The sequence below is a fragment of the Pseudacidovorax sp. DMC4 genome, assembly GCF_056314265.1.
Map to the genome: position 1 here is coordinate 339,332 of NZ_JBQUYR010000006.1, position 17,389 is coordinate 356,720.

16 protein-coding genes are annotated in these 17,389 nt (G+C 67.4%); 7 read left to right on the plus strand and 9 right to left on the minus strand.

From position 1 onward, the window contains the following. Positions 1-16: 16 nt before the first annotated feature. Both ACT54X_RS13765 and ACT54X_RS13770 read right to left on the minus strand, forming a co-directional pair. Positions 17-1,666, minus strand: a complete 1,650-nt coding sequence (locus ACT54X_RS13765; protein WP_476347032.1) for a long-chain-fatty-acid--CoA ligase — start codon at positions 1,664-1,666, stop codon at positions 17-19. A gap of 4 nt (positions 1,667-1,670) precedes the next feature. Further along, complete coding sequence (locus tag ACT54X_RS13770) at positions 1,671-2,906, minus strand: branched-chain amino acid ABC transporter substrate-binding protein (protein WP_294367727.1); 1,236 nt, start codon at positions 2,904-2,906, stop codon at positions 1,671-1,673. A gap of 184 nt (positions 2,907-3,090) precedes the next feature. Between ACT54X_RS13770 and ACT54X_RS13775 the strand changes: the two genes are divergently transcribed. From ACT54X_RS13775 to ACT54X_RS13785, 3 genes are read left to right on the plus strand one after another with little or no spacing between them, the layout of a single operon-like run. Further along, positions 3,091-3,693 carry a chromate transporter gene (locus ACT54X_RS13775; RefSeq protein WP_294367726.1) on the plus strand — a complete coding sequence of 201 codons (603 nt, stop codon included), beginning with the start codon at positions 3,091-3,093 and terminating at the stop codon, positions 3,691-3,693. 13 nt (positions 3,694-3,706) lie between these two features. Next, positions 3,707-4,306: a chromate transporter gene (locus ACT54X_RS13780; protein ID WP_294367725.1), complete on the plus strand. Its 600-nt coding sequence runs from the start codon at positions 3,707-3,709 to the stop codon at positions 4,304-4,306. A 49-nt stretch (positions 4,307-4,355) separates the two neighbouring features. Beyond that, positions 4,356-5,135 (plus strand): pseudouridine synthase, encoded by a 780-nt coding sequence (locus tag ACT54X_RS13785; protein ID WP_294367724.1) that lies wholly within the window; start codon positions 4,356-4,358, stop codon positions 5,133-5,135. Between the two features lie 73 nt (positions 5,136-5,208). Here ACT54X_RS13785 and ACT54X_RS13790 read toward each other — a convergent pair whose 3' ends face one another. Then, positions 5,209-6,471 carry a type II toxin-antitoxin system HipA family toxin gene (locus ACT54X_RS13790; protein WP_476347036.1) on the minus strand — a complete coding sequence of 421 codons (1,263 nt, stop codon included), beginning with the start codon at positions 6,469-6,471 and terminating at the stop codon, positions 5,209-5,211. Next, entirely contained in the window at positions 6,464-6,778 is a 315-nt protein-coding gene (locus tag ACT54X_RS13795; protein WP_476347038.1) for a helix-turn-helix domain-containing protein, read from the minus strand. Before ACT54X_RS13795 ends, ACT54X_RS13790 begins: the two co-directional genes overlap by 8 nt. Before the next feature lie 161 nt (positions 6,779-6,939). Between ACT54X_RS13795 and ACT54X_RS13800 the strand changes: the two genes are divergently transcribed. The 4 genes from ACT54X_RS13800 to htpG all read left to right on the plus strand — a co-directional run bounded on the left by ACT54X_RS13800 (position 6,940) and on the right by htpG (position 11,664). Then, positions 6,940-7,668 carry a response regulator gene (locus tag ACT54X_RS13800; protein WP_476347039.1) on the plus strand — a complete coding sequence of 243 codons (729 nt, stop codon included), beginning with the start codon at positions 6,940-6,942 and terminating at the stop codon, positions 7,666-7,668. After that, a complete protein-coding gene (locus ACT54X_RS13805; RefSeq protein ID WP_476347041.1) occupies positions 7,655-9,073 on the plus strand; it encodes an ATP-binding protein in 1,419 nt (472 codons plus the stop codon). The genes ACT54X_RS13800 and ACT54X_RS13805 overlap by 14 nt, the downstream gene beginning before the upstream one ends. A gap of 81 nt (positions 9,074-9,154) precedes the next feature. Then, on the plus strand, positions 9,155-9,508 hold the full coding sequence (locus tag ACT54X_RS13810) for a hypothetical protein (protein WP_294367717.1): 354 nt from the start codon (positions 9,155-9,157) through the stop codon (positions 9,506-9,508). A gap of 161 nt (positions 9,509-9,669) precedes the next feature. After that, complete coding sequence (htpG, locus tag ACT54X_RS13815) at positions 9,670-11,664, plus strand: molecular chaperone HtpG (RefSeq protein WP_476347043.1); 1,995 nt, start codon at positions 9,670-9,672, stop codon at positions 11,662-11,664. A 136-nt stretch (positions 11,665-11,800) separates the two neighbouring features. Here the strand turns inward: htpG and ACT54X_RS13820 are convergent, their stop codons facing one another. From ACT54X_RS13820 to ACT54X_RS13840, 5 genes are all read right to left on the minus strand, one after another. Then, positions 11,801-13,486, minus strand: a complete 1,686-nt coding sequence (locus tag ACT54X_RS13820; protein WP_476347045.1) for an AIPR family protein — start codon at positions 13,484-13,486, stop codon at positions 11,801-11,803. Between the two features lie 214 nt (positions 13,487-13,700). Then, positions 13,701-14,558, minus strand: a complete 858-nt coding sequence (locus tag ACT54X_RS13825; protein ID WP_476347047.1) for an SDR family NAD(P)-dependent oxidoreductase — start codon at positions 14,556-14,558, stop codon at positions 13,701-13,703. Between the two features lie 11 nt (positions 14,559-14,569). Further along, complete coding sequence (locus ACT54X_RS13830) at positions 14,570-15,781, minus strand: ABC transporter substrate-binding protein (protein WP_476347049.1); 1,212 nt, start codon at positions 15,779-15,781, stop codon at positions 14,570-14,572. Positions 15,782-15,934: 153 nt separating this feature from the next. Further along, positions 15,935-16,672, minus strand: coding sequence for an ABC transporter ATP-binding protein (locus ACT54X_RS13835; RefSeq protein WP_476347051.1), 738 nt, complete (start codon positions 16,670-16,672; stop codon positions 15,935-15,937). Next, complete coding sequence (locus ACT54X_RS13840) at positions 16,669-17,388, minus strand: ABC transporter ATP-binding protein (protein ID WP_114801515.1); 720 nt, start codon at positions 17,386-17,388, stop codon at positions 16,669-16,671. Before ACT54X_RS13840 ends, ACT54X_RS13835 begins: the two co-directional genes overlap by 4 nt. Between the last annotated feature and the right edge of the window lies 1 nt (position 17,389).

The following is a 17,389-nucleotide window of genomic DNA, read 5'->3' on the forward strand; positions in this document are numbered from 1 at the left end:
CCGCTGCGCGGCGCGCTCAGGCGCGTGCAGCCACTTCGGGCTGCAGATCCTTCTTCGACAGCTTGCCCACCGCCGTCTTGGGCAGCTCGTCACGGGCTTCCATGGCCTGCAGCATCTCGTGCTTGCCGAGGTAGTCGGCCAGGAAGGTCTTCAGGGCTTCGAGCGTGGGCCGCGGCGCGCCCGGCCTGAACTTGATGAAGGCCTTGGGCGACTGGCCGCGGTAGGCATCGGGAACGCCGATCACGATCACCTCCTCCACCGATGGATGCCGGTAGATCGCCTCCTCGATGTTGCGCGGGTAGACGTTGAAGCCACCGCAGATCAGCATGTCCTTGGTGCGGTCCACGATGTAGACGAAGCCATCGGGCGTCATGTAGCCGATGTCGCCCGTGCGCAGATAGCCGTCGGGCGTGAAGGCCTCGGCGGTGGCGTCCGGCCGGTTCCAGTAGCCGGCCATCACGTTGGGGCCGCGGATGCACAACTCGCCGTGCTCGCCCTCGGGCAGGTCGTGCTGATCCTGCAGGTCGATCACCTTGACGTCCACCCCGGGCACGGGAATGCCGCACGAGCCGGGCCGGTAGTGGCTGAAGCCGGGCGAGGCGGTGGCCATGGTGCAGGTCTCGGTCATGCCCCAGCCCTCCTGCAGCCGGCACTGGGCCATGCGCACGAAGGCCTGGTAGACCTCGGCCGCGATCGGCGCGCCCCCCGAGTTGCAGAACTTGAGCGAGGACAGGTCGAGCCGGCCGATGTCGGGATGGCCCACGAAGGCCACATACATGGTCGGCACGCCGAGGAAGACCGTGGTCTTGCGCTCGACGAACTCGCGCAGCGTCGCCTCCAGGTCGAAGCGCTGGTGCAGCGACAGCTCGGCACCGATGGACAGCCCGAACAGCAGGTTGACCACCAGCGCGTAGATGTGGAACAGCGGCAGCACGGCCAGAAAGCGCTCCTCGCCCTCCGCCAGCGTGCCGGAGCCCACGAGCGTGTGCCACACCTGCGACACCGCGGCGCTCAGGTTGGCGTGGCTCAGCATGGCGCCCTTGGGCTGCCCCGTGGTGCCGCCGGTGTACTGCAGCACGGCGATGGCCTGCGCAAGGTCCGCCGGCACATGGGGCGCGGCCAGGGCCTCGGCGGCCAGCAAGGCCGCGAAGGCGACGCGCGGGCCGGGTTGCAATGGCGTCGGCGCTGCGGCGTGCGCGAAGTCGTCCGCGCGCGCCACGACCAGCGTCTGCAGCAGCCCGTCTTGAGCGACGGGCGCCATCTTCTGCAGCAGCTCCGGCGCGTCGAAGGTGATCATCAGCTGGGTGCGGCTGTCCTCCACCTTGTGCCGCAGCGTCTGGCCGGCATCGAGCGGCGAGTAGTTCACCACCGTGCCGCCGGCCTGCAGCACCGCGAAGAAGGCCACGATGTACTGCGGCACGTTGGGCAGGTACAGGCCGACATGCACGCCTGGCCGCACGCCGAGTTCGCGCAGCCCGCCGGCCACGCGCCGCACATGCTGCGCCAGCGCGGCGTAGTCGAGCGCCGTGTCGCCTTGGCGCACGGCGACACGCTGCGGCCAGCGGCGCTCCGCGTCGCCCAGCAGCGCCGTGAGCGCCGTCAGACGCAGGGGTGCGCTCCAGCTCGCGCCTTCGGGATAGCTTCCCAGCCAGGGTCTGGACGTCATGGCGTCAGAGCCCCGCCGGTCGCTTCATGTCGCACTGGTTGGGCACGGCAAGCGCGCTCACCGGCGTGAGCGATTCAGCGACGAAGCCCTGCTTCGTCCCGTCGAAACCCTTCTTCACCGTCTTGCCATCGACGGGGTGATTGGCATAGACGTACTGCGGCGCCATGAACTGATGGTCTTCCTTGCGCACGCTGACGTCGCCGAGGATGGACTTGTAAGAGATGCCTTCGAGCGCCGACGCGATCTGCTTCGGATCGGTGGAACGGGCCTTGCGCACGCCCTGGGCCAGCAGTTCGGTCGCGGTGGACAGGCGCACCAGATAGAAGGCCTCTTTGTACTTGGCCTCGAACGCGCTCTCGAGCTTGGCGGCCGTTGGGTTGTCGGCGCCGGGGAACCACTCGCCGATCATGTTGAGCCGCACCGTCGGTGCCGCGTCCAGCGCGATCATGGTCGACTTGTTGGCGCTGCTGTGCGTCAGGATGCGCAGCTTGTAGCCCGAGTCGCCGGCGGCGCGGATCATCAGCGCCATGTCGTTGCCCCAGTTGCCCGACACCACGGTGTCGGCGCCTGCGGCACGCATCTTGGCGATGTAGGGCGCGAAGTCCTTCACCGTGCCCGTGGGGAAGAAGTCCTCGCCCACGATCTGGATGTCGGGCCGTGCCTCGGCCAGCAGGGTCTTGCCGAAGGCCGTCCACTGCCGGCCGAAGCTGTAGTCGGGGTTGAGGAAGTAGACCTTCTTGATCTCCGGCGTCTTCTTGACGAAGTCGGCATAGGCCTTCATCCGCATCGTCACCTGCGCCTCGGTCATGAAGTGCCAGAAGGAGCAGTTCTTGCCGACCAGGTCAGGATCGATGCCGCCGAAGTTGAACACCAGCACCGACTTGTCCGGGTTGCGCTCGTTGTTGCGGTTGGCGGCCGTGATGACGGCAGAGACGGTGGCCGAGCCGCCCCCGATGAACACGGCCTTGACCCCCGCGCCCACCGCGGCCTGCAGCGCGGCCTGGCTTTCCTGCGTGGACAGCTTGTTGTCGAAGGCCAGCACCTCCAGCTTGACGCCATCGATGCCGCCGGCGGCGTTGATGGTGTCGGCCGCGAAGCGCAGATGGTTCTCGAAGATCTTGCCGACGTCGGCCATCGGGCCGCTCAGCGGGTCGATGAGGGCGATCTTGAGGGTCTGCTGCTGCGCGTGGGCGCCGAGGGCGCAGGCGAGCGCGAGGCCCGCTGCCGTGGTCTTGAACATGCACTTGTCTCCTTGGATTTCGGCCCGGCGAGACCGGACCGCACGCAGTGTCGGAGCAGGCCGCGCCGCGCCTCAGTCAATTGAGCGACTGACCGGCAGCAGGCAGGTCGCCTGGGCGACTGAACTGAGTTGCCGCTGACCCCGCGCCCCGGGCGCCGCAGGCCCGCCCGCATAATCCGCCGCCATGCCAGTGCCGCCCTCCGTGGCCGATGCCGACGCCGCCCCGCACCAGGCGCCCGCACGACCCGAATCCCTCGCCGACCTCTTCCTCTCCTTCACCATCCTCGCGCTGCAGGGCTTCGGCGGCGTGCTGGCCGTGGTGCAGCGCGAACTGGTGGAGCGCAAGCGCTGGCTCACCAAGGAGCAGTTCATCGAGGACTGGGCCGTCGCCCAGGTGCTGCCCGGTCCCAATGTGATCAACCTGGCGCTGATGCTGGGCGACCGGCACTTCGGCCTGCGCGGCGCACTGGCCGGGCTGGCCGGCATGCTGGTGCTGCCGCTGGCGGTAATCCTCGTGCTGGCCGTTCTGCATGCCCACTATGCCAACGACCCGCGCGTGGCCGGTGCGCTGCGCGGCATGAGCAGCGTGGCCGGGGGCGTCATCGCCGCCACGGGCGTCAAGCTGATTCCTTCGCTGCGTGCGCATCCGCTGGGCTTCGCGGCCGGCGCGGGCATCGCGGCGCTGGTGTTCGTGCTGATCGCGCTGGCGCGCGTGCCGCTGGGCTGGGTGCTGCTGCTCGTCGGCGGGGCCGCCTGCGTCTGGACCTTCACGCGGCTCAAGCCCTGAAAGGCAGCGGCGCATGAGCATCACCCTGCACTGGCACGACTGGCTGAACCTGCTCGGCCAGTACATGCTGCTGTCGATGATGGCCGTGAGCGGCGCCATCACCACCCTGCCCGACATGCAGCGCTACCTGGTGGCGCAGAAGGGCTGGCTGGACCCGATGCAGTTCAACGCCTCGGTGGCCATCGCCCAGGCCGCCCCGGGGCCCAACATCCTGTTCGTGGCGCTGATGGGCTGGAACGTGGGCCTGAACGCCGGCGGCGGCATCGGGGCCGGCCTGCATGCCTGGCTGCTCGGCCTGCTGGGCGTGGCCACCACCATGACGGGCATCCTGCTGCCCAGCAGCGTGCTGACCCTGCTGGCGACGCGCTGGGCGCACCGCAATCGCACGCACCGTGGCGTGCGGGCCTTCAAGCAAGGCCTGGCGCCGGTGGCCGTCGGGCTGCTGGTGGCCACCGGCTGGGTGCTGGCGCGCAGCAACGAGGTCGCGGGCCATGCGCGCTGGCCCGTCTGGCTGCTGGCCGCCGTGGCCGGGCTGATCGTGTGGCGCACGCGGGTGCACCTGCTGTGGCTGCTGGGCGTCGGCGCCGTGCTGGGGGTGCTGGGCTTCGTGTGAGGGGAGAATGGCGGCCCGCCCGCCATCCCTGCCCTCGTCCGCCCTCCCGATGACCGACACGCCCGACCCGATCCGACTCAACAAGCGCATGGCCGACCTGGGCCTGTGCTCGCGGCGCGAGGCCGATGCGTGGATCGAGCGCGGCTGGGTCAAGGTCAACGGCCAGGTCGCCGCCATGGGCGTCAAGGTGGGGCCGGCCGACCGCATCGAGGTCGACAAGCGCGCCCAGGGCCAGCAGGAGCAGCGCGTCACCATCCTGCTGCACAAGCCGGTCGGTTACGTGAGCGGCCAGGCCGAGGACGGCCACCAGCCCGCCGTCACGCTGGTGCAGCCACGCAACCACTGGCGCGGCGACGGCAGCCGCCAGCGCTTTGCGCCCGACCAGTTGCGCGGCCTGGCGCCCGCCGGCCGGCTCGACATCGACTCCGTCGGCCTGCTGGTGCTGACGCAGGACGGCCGCGTGGCCCGCCAGCTGATCGGCGAGGACTCGGACATCGAGAAGGAATACCTCGTACGCGTGAGCTGGCCCATGGGCGGCCAGGAGCGCACGATCGACGTGCAGTCCGTCTTTCCGCGCGAGCAGATCACGCGCCTGCGCCACGGCCTGTCGCTCGATGGCCAGCCGCTCAGGCCGGCGCGCGTGGACTGGCAGAACCCCGAACAGCTGCGCTTCGTGCTCAAGGAAGGCAAGAAGCGCCAGATCCGCCGCATGTGCGAGGCCGTGGGCCTGCGCGTGGTGGGCCTCAAGCGCATCCGCATCGGCAACGTGGTGCTGGGGCAGCTGCCGCAGGGGCAGTGGCGCTACCTGGGGGCGGACGAGCGGTTCTGAGCGGCGAGCAGAACCCAGCCCGCAGTGCGCCGCGCCACGCACGCCGCAACCGTCGTGTGTGCGGCGGCTGTGGCTAGCCCAGCCGCCGCAGGTTGTCGTCGATGCGGCGCTGGATCAGCGCCAGTGTGTCCGGCGCGATCAGGCCCGTGAACCGCTGCCGCGCCGACTGGGCGAAGCCGCTGGCCACAGCAGCGATGCGCTCGATCGTTTCGCTGGCCTGCGTGCGCGACAGCTCTGCCTCCTGCTCGCCCAGCCGCAACAGCGCCGCACGGGCGACGTCCAGCGCCTCGCCCATCACGTCCATCTGGTGGTAGCCGCCTGGGCCCTCGCAGAAGGTGACGTCGAAGGCCGGCGCCAGTTGCCAGTGCCCGCGCGCCGACAGGCGGTAGGCGAAGTTCTTCGGATGGTCGTCCCGGTTGTGGAAGGCGACGTTGAAGACCACGCGCTCGTAGGCCCGCATGCGCTCGCGGACGTCGTTGGTGCACAGCAGCGTGGCGCGCAGGAAGGTCGCGGCATCGAGCGCGCCGGGCGTGCGGAAGTCGGCACCGGTGAAGGCGGCCAGGCTCTGGATGGGCACACGCTGGCCGGCCTCGCGGTCGAAGCGCCGGCTTCCGAAGGCGGCCTGGCCGTCCGGCAGTGCGAAGTGCTCGGTGGCTGGCGTGTCGATACCGCAGTCGCGCAGGGCCTGGGCATAGGCCGCCTCGACGGCGCAGACCTCGGCCGGCTCGTGCTGCGCGGGAAACTTGATGAGCCAGGGCTCCAGTCCTGGCCCGTCGGCCGTGCTGAAGATGCCTGTGGCGGGCTCGCGGTAGAGCAGCACCTTGGGTCGCGCGCCCTGCGGCGAGCCGCCCATCTGCAGCAGGCGCTGCAGGAAGGCGCCGCCCTCGCCACGCTGCACCTCCTGCACCTCGGCCGCGAGTTGGGCGAGCATGACCTTCCCCGGCGGGGCCTCGCCCTCTGCCGCGGGCGGCTCGAAGGAAAGCGCACCCATGGCGCTGCGGCCGACGTACGCCAACCGCTCCAGCGGGCCGATGCGCGCCGGGTTGAGGCCGCGGCGCTTGAACAGCCGGTCCATCAGCAGCAGACCCCAGCCATCGGGCAAAGCGTCGTACACCGGGCCGGGCAGGCCCATCTGATGCGCCGGAAAACCGTGGCGCAGCCGCGGCCCCTTGAGAGGCAGCATGTGGGCCGACAACTCCAGCCCGCGGCGCAGCGCCTCGTCGCTGTACTCGAAGGCGATCAGCGGCCGACCTGTGATGGCCGTGGACGACACCAGCGAGCCCCAGTGCCAGCGTGCGCCCCAGCCCTCGTACCAGACGTCGATCCGCTCAGGCATCGCCTGCCTTCCTGCGCGCCCGCTGGCGCTTGGCGCTGCTCTCGTAGCGGGCAATGTCGTGCAGGCTCTCCAGCCGCGGCAGGAAGAGTGCGCCCAGCTCGTCGCGTCGGCCCAGCACCACCGCGACCCGCACCACGTTCTCGAAGGCGGTACTCCGCCCCGCCTCCAGGTTGGAGACGGTGTTGACCGCCACCCCGGCGCGTGCCGCGACCTCGGCCTGGGTCATACCCTGGGCCAGCCGTTCGGTGCGCAACCGCGCGCACAGGGTGCTCGCAATCTCGGCGGAGGAGCTCAGCGCTAATTCCATTTAATTGGTTGCTAAGTGGTGATTTCTGGTTTAAGCCACATTCTGCAGTATTTATCTCCATGCCCCGATCGGCAGGCCGCCAGGCAGGGCACCCGCTGATCAGCCTGCCTTAAGTCGCCCCACCCAGCATCCGCGCCCGACGACAACGGCGGAGACACCCCATGCGCGCCCTGCTGGTGGAAGACGACGAGATGATCGCGGCCAGCCTGCGCCAGGGCCTGGCGCGCGAGGGCTGGTCGCTGGACTGGGCGGCCGACGGGCTCAGCGGCGAGCGTGCCCTGGCCGATGGCGCCTATGCCTGCGTGCTGCTCGACCTGGGCCTGCCCGGGCAGGAAGGCACCGCCCTGCTGCGCCGTGCCCGCGCTCGCGGCGACCGCACGCCGGTGGTGGTGCTCACCGCCCGCGACGGCCTGGACGACCGCGTGGCCGGCCTGGACCTCGGCGCCGACGACTACCTGCCCAAGCCCTTCGCCCTGCGCGAGCTGCTCGCCCGCATGCGCGCCGTGGTCCGACGCCACGGCGGCGCCGCGCAGCCCCGCATCGGCACGCCGCAACTGCAGCTTGACCTGGCCACGCGCGAGCTGCATCTGCCGGACGGCCGGCACGAACCCTTGAGCGCGCGCGAGTTCGCGCTGATGCACGCCCTGCTGGAGCGCCCCGGCGCCGTGCTCTCGCGGGCCCAGCTGGAGCAGCGCCTCTACGGCTGGGACGACGAGGTCAGCAGCAACGCGCTGGACGTGCTCATCTACGGCCTGCGCCGCCGCCTGGGCGCGGACGTGATCCGCAACATGCGCGGCCTGGGCTGGCGCGTGAGCGCCGCGGCGGCAGCAGCACCGGGCGCCGCCCCGGCCGATGCCGCGCCCCCGTCCCCTGGCCATGGTCGCGACTGAAAGCGCGACGCGCGCCCGGCCCGCGTCCTCGCTCGGCCGGCGGCTGCTGGGCTGGCTGGTGATGCTGCACCTGGTGGCCGGCCTGCTGACGACCTGGGGCGCCTACGCGGTCTACGGCCGCATCATCGAAGGCCTGCGCGACGACCAGATGCGCTCGCTGGCCGAGTCCTACGCCGGCCGCCGGCATGTGCGCGAGCTGCCCACCGTCGACGCCGAGGCCATTGCGCGCCGCGGCGCCCTCGTCGTGCAGCTGTGGACGCCCGATGGCCGGCAGCAGGAAGCCGCCTCCGCCGAACTGGCCGTGCCGCTGCAGACCCAGCCGGGCTTCGTGGAGCTGCGCACCGGCCCGCTGCCCGAGCAGCGATGGCGCGTCTACACCGCACCGGCCGACGGTGTCGACCGGCTGCGGGTGCAGGTGCTGCAAAGCCGCGCCTTCCGCCAGCAACGCTCGCTCAAGCGGGCGCTGGCCGAAGGCCTGCCGATCCTGGCGCTGCTGCCCGCCACGCTGCTGCTGCAATGGCTGGTGGTGTGGCGCGGCTCGCGGGCACTGCGGGCCGTGGCGCGCGAGGTGGCCGCGCAGGACGAGCGCAGCCCGCGCGGCATGCCGCCCGAGCGGGTGCCGGCCGAGATCCGGCCGCTGGTGCAGGCCTTCAACGCCGTGCTCGGCCGGCTGCGGGCGGCGCTGCAGGCGCAGCAGCGATTCGTGGCCGATGCGGCGCACGAGCTGCGCACGCCCTTCACCGCCATCGGCCTGCAGCTGGACAACCTGCGGCCGCACATTCCCGACGGCCCGGCCCGGCAGAGCTTTGCGCAGCTGGAGGCCGGCGTCTCCCGCGCCCAGCGGCTGCAGGCCCAGCTGCTGCGCCTGTCGCGGCAGGAGGCGGCCGAGCCGCTGCAACCCGAGGCCGTGCCCCTGGTGCCGCTGCTGCGCGACGCCGTCGCCCAGTTCTCCGAGATGGCCGAGCAGCGCCATGTGGACCTGGGCTTTCGCACCGCGCCCGAGCTGCAATCGCTGCAGCGGCCAGGCTCGCCGGTGGAGCTGCGCAGCCTGTTCGACAACCTGCTCGACAATGCCGTGCGCCACAGCCTGCCGGGCGGCTGCGTGGACCTCGTGCTGCATGCCCTGCCCACCGGCGAGCCGGTCGTCGACGTGGTGGACGAAGGCCCGGGCATCGCCGACGACGTGCTGCCCCGCGTGTTCGACCGCTTCTACCGCGCGCCCGGTGCGGCGGCCGGCGGCAGCGGGCTGGGCCTGGCCATCGCCGCCAACGTGGCGCGCCGGCACGGCCTGCGCATCGAGCTGCAGAACCGCCGCAGCACCGAACGCCGCAGCGGCCTGCGCGCCCGCGTGCACCTGGGCGACATGCCGTCGCCGTCTCATTTGCAACTCAGAAACGCCACCTAGAGTGGCCCCAGGCGGGTCCGCCGGCCAGCATGGCGCAGCCGGCGCGCGACCCACCCTGTTGTTGTGAACGAGGAGATCGACATGCGCGCACCTGCAACCTTCCGCCTGGCCGCCGGCCTGGCACTGGGCACTGTTCTGGCCACCGGCACCGTGGGCGCCTGGGCCCAATCCGCCTGGAACGGCGGCGGCAGCGAGGCCATTGGCCAGTCCACCGGCATGGCCCCGCTCAACTCGACGATGTCGCGCGACGAAGTCAACACCGGTGCCATGGCCGCCGCCCATCCCGTGGGCACCGAGGCCGTCGGCCAATCGACCGTGATGCCCGCCCTGCTGCAACCGGGCGACGGCAGCCGCGCCCAGGCCGACGCCATCGCCGCCGCGCACCCGGCCGGCACCGAGGCCATCGGCCAGTCGACCTCGCTGCCGCTCAACTGAGCGCCGCTGCGCGCTCCGCCGGTGCCCTGGCGCCGGTCGGACCGCCTGCCCCGTCCGGCCGATTCGGGCCGCGACAGGGGGGTTGATAATCAGCCCACCGCCCCCAAGCTTTGGGGGCGTTTCCGTTTTTGGGCGGCATTTCAACCACTTAGCAGCACGACATGAGCAAGAACACCCATTCCTTCCAGGCCGAAGTGGCCCAGCTCCTGCACCTGGTCACCCACTCGCTCTACTCCAACAAGGAGATCTTTCTTCGGGAGCTGATCTCCAACGCCTCCGACGCCTGCGACAAGCTGCGCTTCGAGGCGCTGGACAACGCGGCCCTGTACGAAGACGCGCCCAACCTCGAAGTGCGCGTCGCCTTCGACAAGAAGGCCCGCACCCTGACCATCACCGACAACGGCATCGGCCTGTCGCAGCAGGAGGCCATCGACCACCTGGGCACCATCGCCAAGAGCGGCACGCGCGAGTTCATGAGCCGCCTGTCGGGCGACCAGAAGGCCGACGCGCAGCTCATCGGCCAGTTCGGCGTGGGCTTCTATTCGGGCTTCATCGTGGCCGACCGCATCGTGGTCGAGTCGCGCCGCGCCGGGCTGCCGGCCGACCAGGGCGTGCGCTGGAGCAGCACCGGCACCGGCGACTTCGAGGTCGAGACCATCACCCGCGAGAAGCGCGGCACCAGCGTGATCCTGCACCTGCGCGAGGACGCCGACGAGTTCCTCAACGGCTGGAAGCTCAAGCAGGTCATCGGCAAGTATTCGGACCACATCTCCCTGCCCATCCTGATGGAGAAGGAAGAGTGGAAGGAAGGCGAGGACGACAAGGGCGGCGAGATGGTCGCCACCGGCGAGTGGGAGCCCGTCAACAAGGCGAGCGCCCTGTGGACCCGCGCCAAGAAGGACGTGACGGAAGAGCAGTACGTCGAGTTCTACAAGAGCATCAGCCACGACTACGAGGCGCCGCTGGCCTGGAGCCACAACCGCGTGGAAGGCAGCACCGAGTACACGCAGCTGCTGTACATCCCGGCCAAGGCGCCCATGGACCTGTGGAACCGCGACCACAAGGGCGGCCTCAAGCTGTACGTGAAGCGCGTGTTCATCATGGACGAGGCGGAGGCGCTGCTGCCCTCGTACCTGCGCTTCGTGAAGGGTGTGATCGACTCGGCCGACCTGCCGCTGAACGTCAGCCGCGAGCTGCTGCAGGAAAGCCGCGACGTGAAGGCCATCCGCGAAGGCAGCACCAAGCGCGTGCTGTCGATGCTGGAGGACCTGGCCAAGAAGGCCGCCGCCGCAACGCCCGCTACCGAATCGCCGGCCGCCGACGGCGTGACCGACGTGGTCGACAAGAAGGAAGGCGAGCAGGCCGACGCTGACGCCGCCAAGGCGAACGAAGACGCCGGCAAGTACACCAAGTTCTATGCCGAGTTCGGCTCGGTGCTCAAGGAAGGCCTGGGCGAGGACTTTGCCAACCGCGACCGCATCGCCAAGCTGCTGCGCTTTGCGTCGACCACCAGCGACGCCGCCACCGTCTCGCTGGCCGACTACAAGGCGCGCATGAAGGACGGCCAGGAGGCCATCTACTACATCACCGCCGACACCCTGGCCGCCGCCAAGAACAGCCCGCAGCTCGAAGTCTTCAAGAAGAAGGGCATCGAGGTGCTGCTGATGACCGACCGCGTGGACGAGTGGGCGCTGTCGTACCTGACCGAGTTCGACGGCACGCCGCTGCAGAGCGTGGCCAAGGGCGCGGTGGACCTGGGCAAGCTGCAGGACGAGACCGAGAAGAAGGCCGCCGAAGAAGCCGCCGAAGCCTTCAAGCCGGTGCTGGAAAAGCTGAAGGCCTCGCTCAAGGACAAGGCCGAGGACGTGCGCGTGACCACCCGCCTGGTCGACTCGCCCGCCTGCCTGGTCGTGCAGGAGCACGGCATGAGCACGCAACTGGCCCGCATGCTCAAGCAGGCCGGCCAGAAGGCCCCCGAGGTCAAGCCCGTGCTGGAAGTGAACGCCGAGCACCCGCTGGTCAAGAAGCTGGAGCGCGACGAGGCGCACTTCGATGACCTGGCGAACATCCTGTTCGACCAGGCGCTGCTGGCCGAGGGGGGGTTGCCGGAGGATCCGGCGGCTTATGTGCGGCGGGTGAATGCGTTGTTGGTTTGAGCTAGCTTGCCCTCAAGAGGAGAACTAGCCCCTATTCAATAATCTGCTCTTTACAAAAAAGCCTTGCTGGTAAATCGCAAGGCTTTTTTATTTCTGCCAAGAGTGATTTATCCAACAAAATCGGAGAAGCTCAACCTTAGCTGGCCTTTATGGATTTGGCTACGGCGGACAAATCCGGAAGAGCCCTATCTCCCAGCTTTACAATTCGACTGTTAATTTTGCTCTCTATTTTAGCTAAAAACTTTGATGATCTCAGCGTGCTCTTGAATGAGCCGTATTGGTCCCGATCATAGCTATCTACTCCGGCATCATAAAACATCTCGACCGCTTTTTTTACATATTTCCTAAGTGCGTTTTCGAATTCCGAGGATCTCATCCGTTTCAGTGAAATTTGCGCAGATGCGAGATCAGAAAATCGTGCGAGCATTTTGTATGTGCAGTAGGTGATCCAATAAGTGCTGGTTACCCCTAAAAGGGGAGCATTTTGATCATTCCCAAGCCCGCTCAGGTGTTCCTGACGCTCTTCGTCCGAAAATCGGCCCACAAGCCAAGCCAAGTAAACGGAGGTGGCATTGATATTTTTCTTGAATAATTTCTGGTATGGCTCGTCGAATAACTCGCTCTTATTGTCTATCGCCTGAATTAAGTATGCATTTTCCGAGGAGGCCAGATACTGAGTCACCTTATCTAACTCGATGTTCAAAATATCTCGTTTGCGTCTTGACCCAGCCTGTTTTGGCGCATAAGTAATGTCAAACTTCTGAAATTCTTTGCGTAGTTGTTCTTGGATTTCATCAGCCGCTCTGACAGTCCAAATTTTTACTGCATTTTGAGAATTGTTGTATCTAACAATTTCATTCTTTAATCCTACTTTGGCAGCGATAACACGAGCAAGAACTTTCGCTGAATCTTTTGCGTCTGCTCTTACCAAACTGGAGGTAGTCTGGCAACCATTCACAATGCTGAATCTTTTCAGTTTAAGTCCTGAAGCCCTGCTCTTTGCCAGCGGTGCTGCGCTGTCGGCAACAATAGTAATGCCGTTATTCAAAGCCCAAAAATTCCCCGGCGAGGTCCGCGCGGTTTTTATTATTTGCTCGTTGATCCCGCCTTTTCTGGTACCCAAAAACAGTCTAATATTGCCAGCGAAGAGCTTATCTTGGTGCGCGTTATACAATCTCTTCAATTCGCCTGCGTTCACGGAGCCGACCCACGCACGCCCATATTCACCAGAATCCTCAAAATAGCTACCGGAGAACTGAAGGTCATCTTCCGGTATCCCCGCTTCTGCATCAATTAGGCTTTGATACTTACTAATAATGCCATCTTGGGCATAATGAAAAAAATTTATTCCTTTGAATGCGGCATCGCCTGAATGAGCCGCCACAGATCTATCAATTTGATCAGATTTTTTTCCGAGCGTAATTAGACCCACCGTATAGGAATACGTCGGGTTGAGCTTTTGTATAGACAGGATTTGTTCCGCGAGATCAGGTCGGCCCGCCTTAGAAAGAAGTTTGGGATTCTTCAAATACGGAATTCCCGACACCACGGCATCCCATTTTGCTTTCGGAGTCGTCTTATTAAAATTTTCAGGACAATGAGCTTGAAGGACCACTATTTCTTCGCTGCTAGAGTCTGCGAAGACAATATCGATTCCCTGATCATTCCCACCATCTGCAGCAGCCGATTCGAGGGCATCATCCTCCTCGACGTCAAAAAATGTAATCGCAAACCAAGCTGCGAATGCGCGACTCCTCGTTAAAGAGCCCCGATGAGCAAGTTCATCGATAGAGTCGAGTATGTCTTTTAACTCTTTCTGCATGCTGCTCTTCTCCGAAAATTGGCTAGCGCCAACCAAATTATTGAAAGTTAACTTTGACCATATTAATTTCATTATCAGTTGACAATTACTCCATACGGCTTAGGTACATACCCGGATATCGAGATGCTTGCCTGGTTGTTTAATAAATTTTCGGCAAACAGCTAGTTTTGCCAGTTATTAAATATTTTTGCACCTCAAAGCATCGCTGGATTCCTTAAATCTTCCCCGGCCTCCCCGGAATCATCCCCAGCATGTGCTCCGCCACGCCCCCATCCACCGTCAGCGCCTGCCCGGTCACATACGCAGCGCCGGGGCTGGTGAGGAAGGCCACCACCTCGCCCACGTCGTCGGCCGTGCCGATGCGGCCCAGGGGCACCAGGGCGCGGCGGGCCTGGTGGGTGGCGTCGTCCTGGTAGACGGCCTCGGTCAGCGGGGTGCGGATCATGCCGGGGCAGACGGCGTTCACGCGGATGCCGTCTGCCGCCCATTCCTGCGCCAGTTGGCGGCACAGCATGACGAGGGCGGCCTTGGCCGGGGAATAGGCGCCATAGCCCGGGTGCGGCATCAGCCCCGACATGGAGGCAATGGCGGTGATGCTGCCGCGGGTGCGCGCCAGTTGCGGCCGCGCGGCCTGGGCCAGCAGCCAGGCGCTGCGGGTGTTGAGGTGGAAGGTGTGGTCCCACTGCTCGACGGTCAGGTCGGTCAGCCGGCCCGGGCCGGAGGCACCGGCGTTGCAGACCAGCGCGCCCAGGTCGCCGGCCGCGTCCTGCGCCTGGGCCACGAGGGCGCGGCAGGCGTCGGGCTGGGTCAGGTCGCCGGTGACGCCGCCGGCGGTGATGCCCTCGGCGCGCAGCTCATCCAGCAGCCGCTCCAGCTTGTCGCCGGGCTGGCTGGCCGCCGCGCTGATGTGCAGCGCGCTGCCGGCGCGCCGGGCCTGCCGGGCCTGCCGGGCCAGCGCCAGGCAGATGCCGCGGCCGATGCCGCCGGCCGCGCCGGTGACCAGCACATGTGTAGGCCAAGTGGGCGCCGCATGGTCGGGCGAGTGGTCGTCGGCAGGGGTCGGAGCGGGCATGGGCCGCGCGCTCACATCTTGCAGGCGGGCGACGGTGCGGGAACGATCGACGGCGGGAAGACGTGTTCGATCACCGGCACGATGGCGCCGTCCACCGTCTTGGCGCGGGCCACGTAGTTGGGCAACAGCAGCTGGTTGTCCGCGGCGCGCATGGTCACGCTGCCGTAGATGGTGTCGAGCTGCGCGCCGCGCAGCGCCTTCGACACGTCCGCGGGCTTGACGCTGCCGGCCTTCTTCACGCCGTCGAACATCACCTGCATGCCGTTGTAGGCCTGGCCTTCGTTGTCGGTGGGCACGCGGTTGAACTTGGCCTTCCACGCGGTCACGAAGGCCTTGTTGCGCGGGTTGTCGATGGTGGCCGTGTAGGCCGTGTTGCCGGGCGTGCCTTCCAGTGCCTTGCCGGTGGCGTTGATCATGAAGTTCTGGATCAGCGCATGGCCGATGAGCTTGGTCTTGGGGATGAGCCCGAACTCCTCGGCCTGCTTGACGAAGGCGATGGCGTCGCGGCCGGTCTCGGCCACCCAGATGGCTTCCACGCCGCTGCTCTTGAGCTGGGCGATGTAGGGCGAGAAGTCCTTGGTGCCCAGCGGCACATACAGCGACAGCGGCACCTTCTTGCCGTTGGCCTCCACGGCCTTCTTGAACGATTCGCCCGAGTCGCGGCCCCACACATAGTCGGCGGCCAGCACGGCGAAGGTGCTTTCCTTCAGGTCCTTGGCCCACTCGTTGATCATGGCGATGTCCATCGCGTCCGAGTGGTTGGTGCGGAAGCTGCGCGGCTTGCAGGTGTCGCCGGTGAGCTTGTCGGACTTGCTGGCCACGACGAAGTAGGCGGCGTCCCAGCGGTCCAGGTTCTGCGCGATGGCCAGCGAGATGGATGAGGGAATCGAGCCGATGAGCAGGTTGTTGCCCTCGCGTGCCAGCTTCTCGGCCACGCGGCGGCCGGCGTCGGGCGTGCCCTCGTCGTCGGCCTCGGCCACCTCGACCTTGCGGCCGTCCACACCGCCTTTGGCATTGGCCTCGTCGGCCGCGAACTTGACGGCGCGCATCACCTCCTCGCCCTGCTGCGCGAACACGCCGGACTTGGAGGACACCAGGCCGACCTTGACCGGCTCCTTGCCCTGGGCCCACGCGGCCAGGGGCATGGCGGCGCCGGTGGCGACCAGGGCGGCGGCCACGGCGGTGGCGGCGCGGCGCGAGATGGATGGGTTCGAGCTGTGCATGGTTGTGTCTCCTCGGGTGGATGAAGATGTGCGCCGGAAGGCGGTCCGGCAGCCGTGCTTGCGGGGTTGCTGCGTGCGGCCTGCGCGTGCGGGCGATGCGCGCGCGGCGTGTGAGTGGCGTATGAGCGGCGTTCTCAGGGGCAGTCAATGGCGCTAGACCATGACGTGCGCCTCCAGGTCCTGCAGGCTTTCGCGGCTGTCGTGCACCGCGCCCTGCGCGATGACGGCGCCCTTGGCCATGGCGTAGTAGCGCTCGGCCACGCGCACCACCAGGCTCATGTTCTGCTCGATGAGCAGCAGCGCCGTACCCTGCGCCGCCACCTGGTTGAAGATGACCGCGAGCTGGTCGACGATGACGGGCGCCAGCCCTTCGGTGGGCTCGTCCAGCAGGATGAGCGAGGGGTTGGCCATGAGGGCGCGGCCCACGGCCAGCATCTGCTGCTGGCCGCCCGAGAGCGCGGTGCCCGGCGTGTGGGCGCGCTCCTGCAGGATGGGAAAGAGCTCGTAGATGCGCGGCACCGTCCAGTGGCCGGGGCGGCCGGTGGCGGCGCCCAGCAGCAGGTTCTCTTCGACGGTGAGGTTGGCCACGATGCGCCGGCCCTGTGGCACTACCACCACGCCGTTCTGTGCCGCGTTGTAGGGCCGCGGGCGCAGCAGGATCTGGCTGCCCACGCGCACCTGGCCGCCGCGCAGGCTGGCCAGGCCCAGGATGGTGTTGACCACCGTGGTCTTGCCCACGCCGTTGCGTCCCACCAGGGCCACGCGCTCGCCCGCGCGCACCTGCAGCGACAGGCCGTGCAGGATGTGGGCCGCGCCATAGAAGGCGTCGACGCGGTCGAGTTCGAGCAGGATGCCGTCGTTCATGGCGTTGCGGTGTTTGGTCGGGCTCATGCGGCGCTCCCCAGATAGGCCTCGCGCACACGCGGGTTGGCGCGCACCTCGGCAGGTTCGCCGCTGGCGATCACGCGGCCGAGTTCGAAGACGGTGACGGCGTCGCTGATGCCGAACACCACGTCCATGTCGTGCTCCACCAGCAGCACCGACACGTTCCAGCGCGAGGTCAGCGCCTTGAGGTGGCGCGCCAGGTCGTGCGATTCCTGCACCGACAGGCCCGCCATGGGCTCGTCCAGCAGCAGCACGGTGGGCCGGCCGACGAGGGCCAGGGCCAGGTCGAGACGGCGTTGCTCGCCGTAGCCCAGGTCTTCGGCGACGTCGTCGGCGCGGTGGGCCAGGTTCAGCTCTTCGAGCACGGCCTGCGCGTCGGCCTCGCTGTCCTTCGGGTTCATGCAGTGCGAGGCTAGCGCCACCTGCCGGCGCACGCGCATCTGGCCGAAGACGCTGGTGCGCTGGAAGCTGCGCGAGAGGCCGCGCTGGCGCCGCTGCACGGGGCCGAGGGCGCTCACGTCCTCGCCGCGCAGGAAGACCTGCCCGCGGGTGAGCCGGCGGCGGCCGGTGATGGCGTCGATGACGGTGGACTTGCCGGCGCCGTTGGGGCCGATCAGGCCGCGGATCTGGCCGCGTTCCAGCGTCAGCTCCACGCCGTCCACCGCCTTCACGCCGCCGTAGTGGATGGCCACGTCGCGGGCCTGCAGCACGTAGTCGCTCATG

Coding starts and splice junctions, on each gene's coding strand:
- ACT54X_RS13770 (WP_294367727.1), bottom strand. CDS start 2,906: ATGTTCAAGACCACGGCAGCGGGCCTCGCGCTCGCCTGCGCCCTCGGC.
- ACT54X_RS13780 (WP_294367725.1), top strand. CDS start 3,707: ATGAGCATCACCCTGCACTGGCACGACTGGCTGAACCTGCTCGGCCAG.
- ACT54X_RS13800 (WP_476347039.1), top strand. CDS start 6,940: ATGCGCGCCCTGCTGGTGGAAGACGACGAGATGATCGCGGCCAGCCTG.
- ACT54X_RS13830 (WP_476347049.1), bottom strand. CDS start 15,781: ATGCACAGCTCGAACCCATCCATCTCGCGCCGCGCCGCCACCGCCGTG.
- ACT54X_RS13785 (WP_294367724.1), top strand. CDS start 4,356: ATGACCGACACGCCCGACCCGATCCGACTCAACAAGCGCATGGCCGAC.
- ACT54X_RS13795 (WP_476347038.1), bottom strand. CDS start 6,778: ATGGAATTAGCGCTGAGCTCCTCCGCCGAGATTGCGAGCACCCTGTGC.
- ACT54X_RS13765 (WP_476347032.1), bottom strand. CDS start 1,666: ATGACGTCCAGACCCTGGCTGGGAAGCTATCCCGAAGGCGCGAGCTGG.
- ACT54X_RS13820 (WP_476347045.1), bottom strand. CDS start 13,486: ATGCAGAAAGAGTTAAAAGACATACTCGACTCTATCGATGAACTTGCT.
- ACT54X_RS13805 (WP_476347041.1), top strand. CDS start 7,655: ATGGTCGCGACTGAAAGCGCGACGCGCGCCCGGCCCGCGTCCTCGCTC.
- ACT54X_RS13790 (WP_476347036.1), bottom strand. CDS start 6,471: ATGCCTGAGCGGATCGACGTCTGGTACGAGGGCTGGGGCGCACGCTGG.
- ACT54X_RS13775 (WP_294367726.1), top strand. CDS start 3,091: ATGCCAGTGCCGCCCTCCGTGGCCGATGCCGACGCCGCCCCGCACCAG.
- ACT54X_RS13810 (WP_294367717.1), top strand. CDS start 9,155: ATGCGCGCACCTGCAACCTTCCGCCTGGCCGCCGGCCTGGCACTGGGC.
- ACT54X_RS13840 (WP_114801515.1), bottom strand. CDS start 17,388: ATGAGCGACTACGTGCTGCAGGCCCGCGACGTGGCCATCCACTACGGC.
- ACT54X_RS13825 (WP_476347047.1), bottom strand. CDS start 14,558: ATGCCCGCTCCGACCCCTGCCGACGACCACTCGCCCGACCATGCGGCG.
- htpG (WP_476347043.1), top strand. CDS start 9,670: ATGAGCAAGAACACCCATTCCTTCCAGGCCGAAGTGGCCCAGCTCCTG.
- ACT54X_RS13835 (WP_476347051.1), bottom strand. CDS start 16,672: ATGAGCCCGACCAAACACCGCAACGCCATGAACGACGGCATCCTGCTC.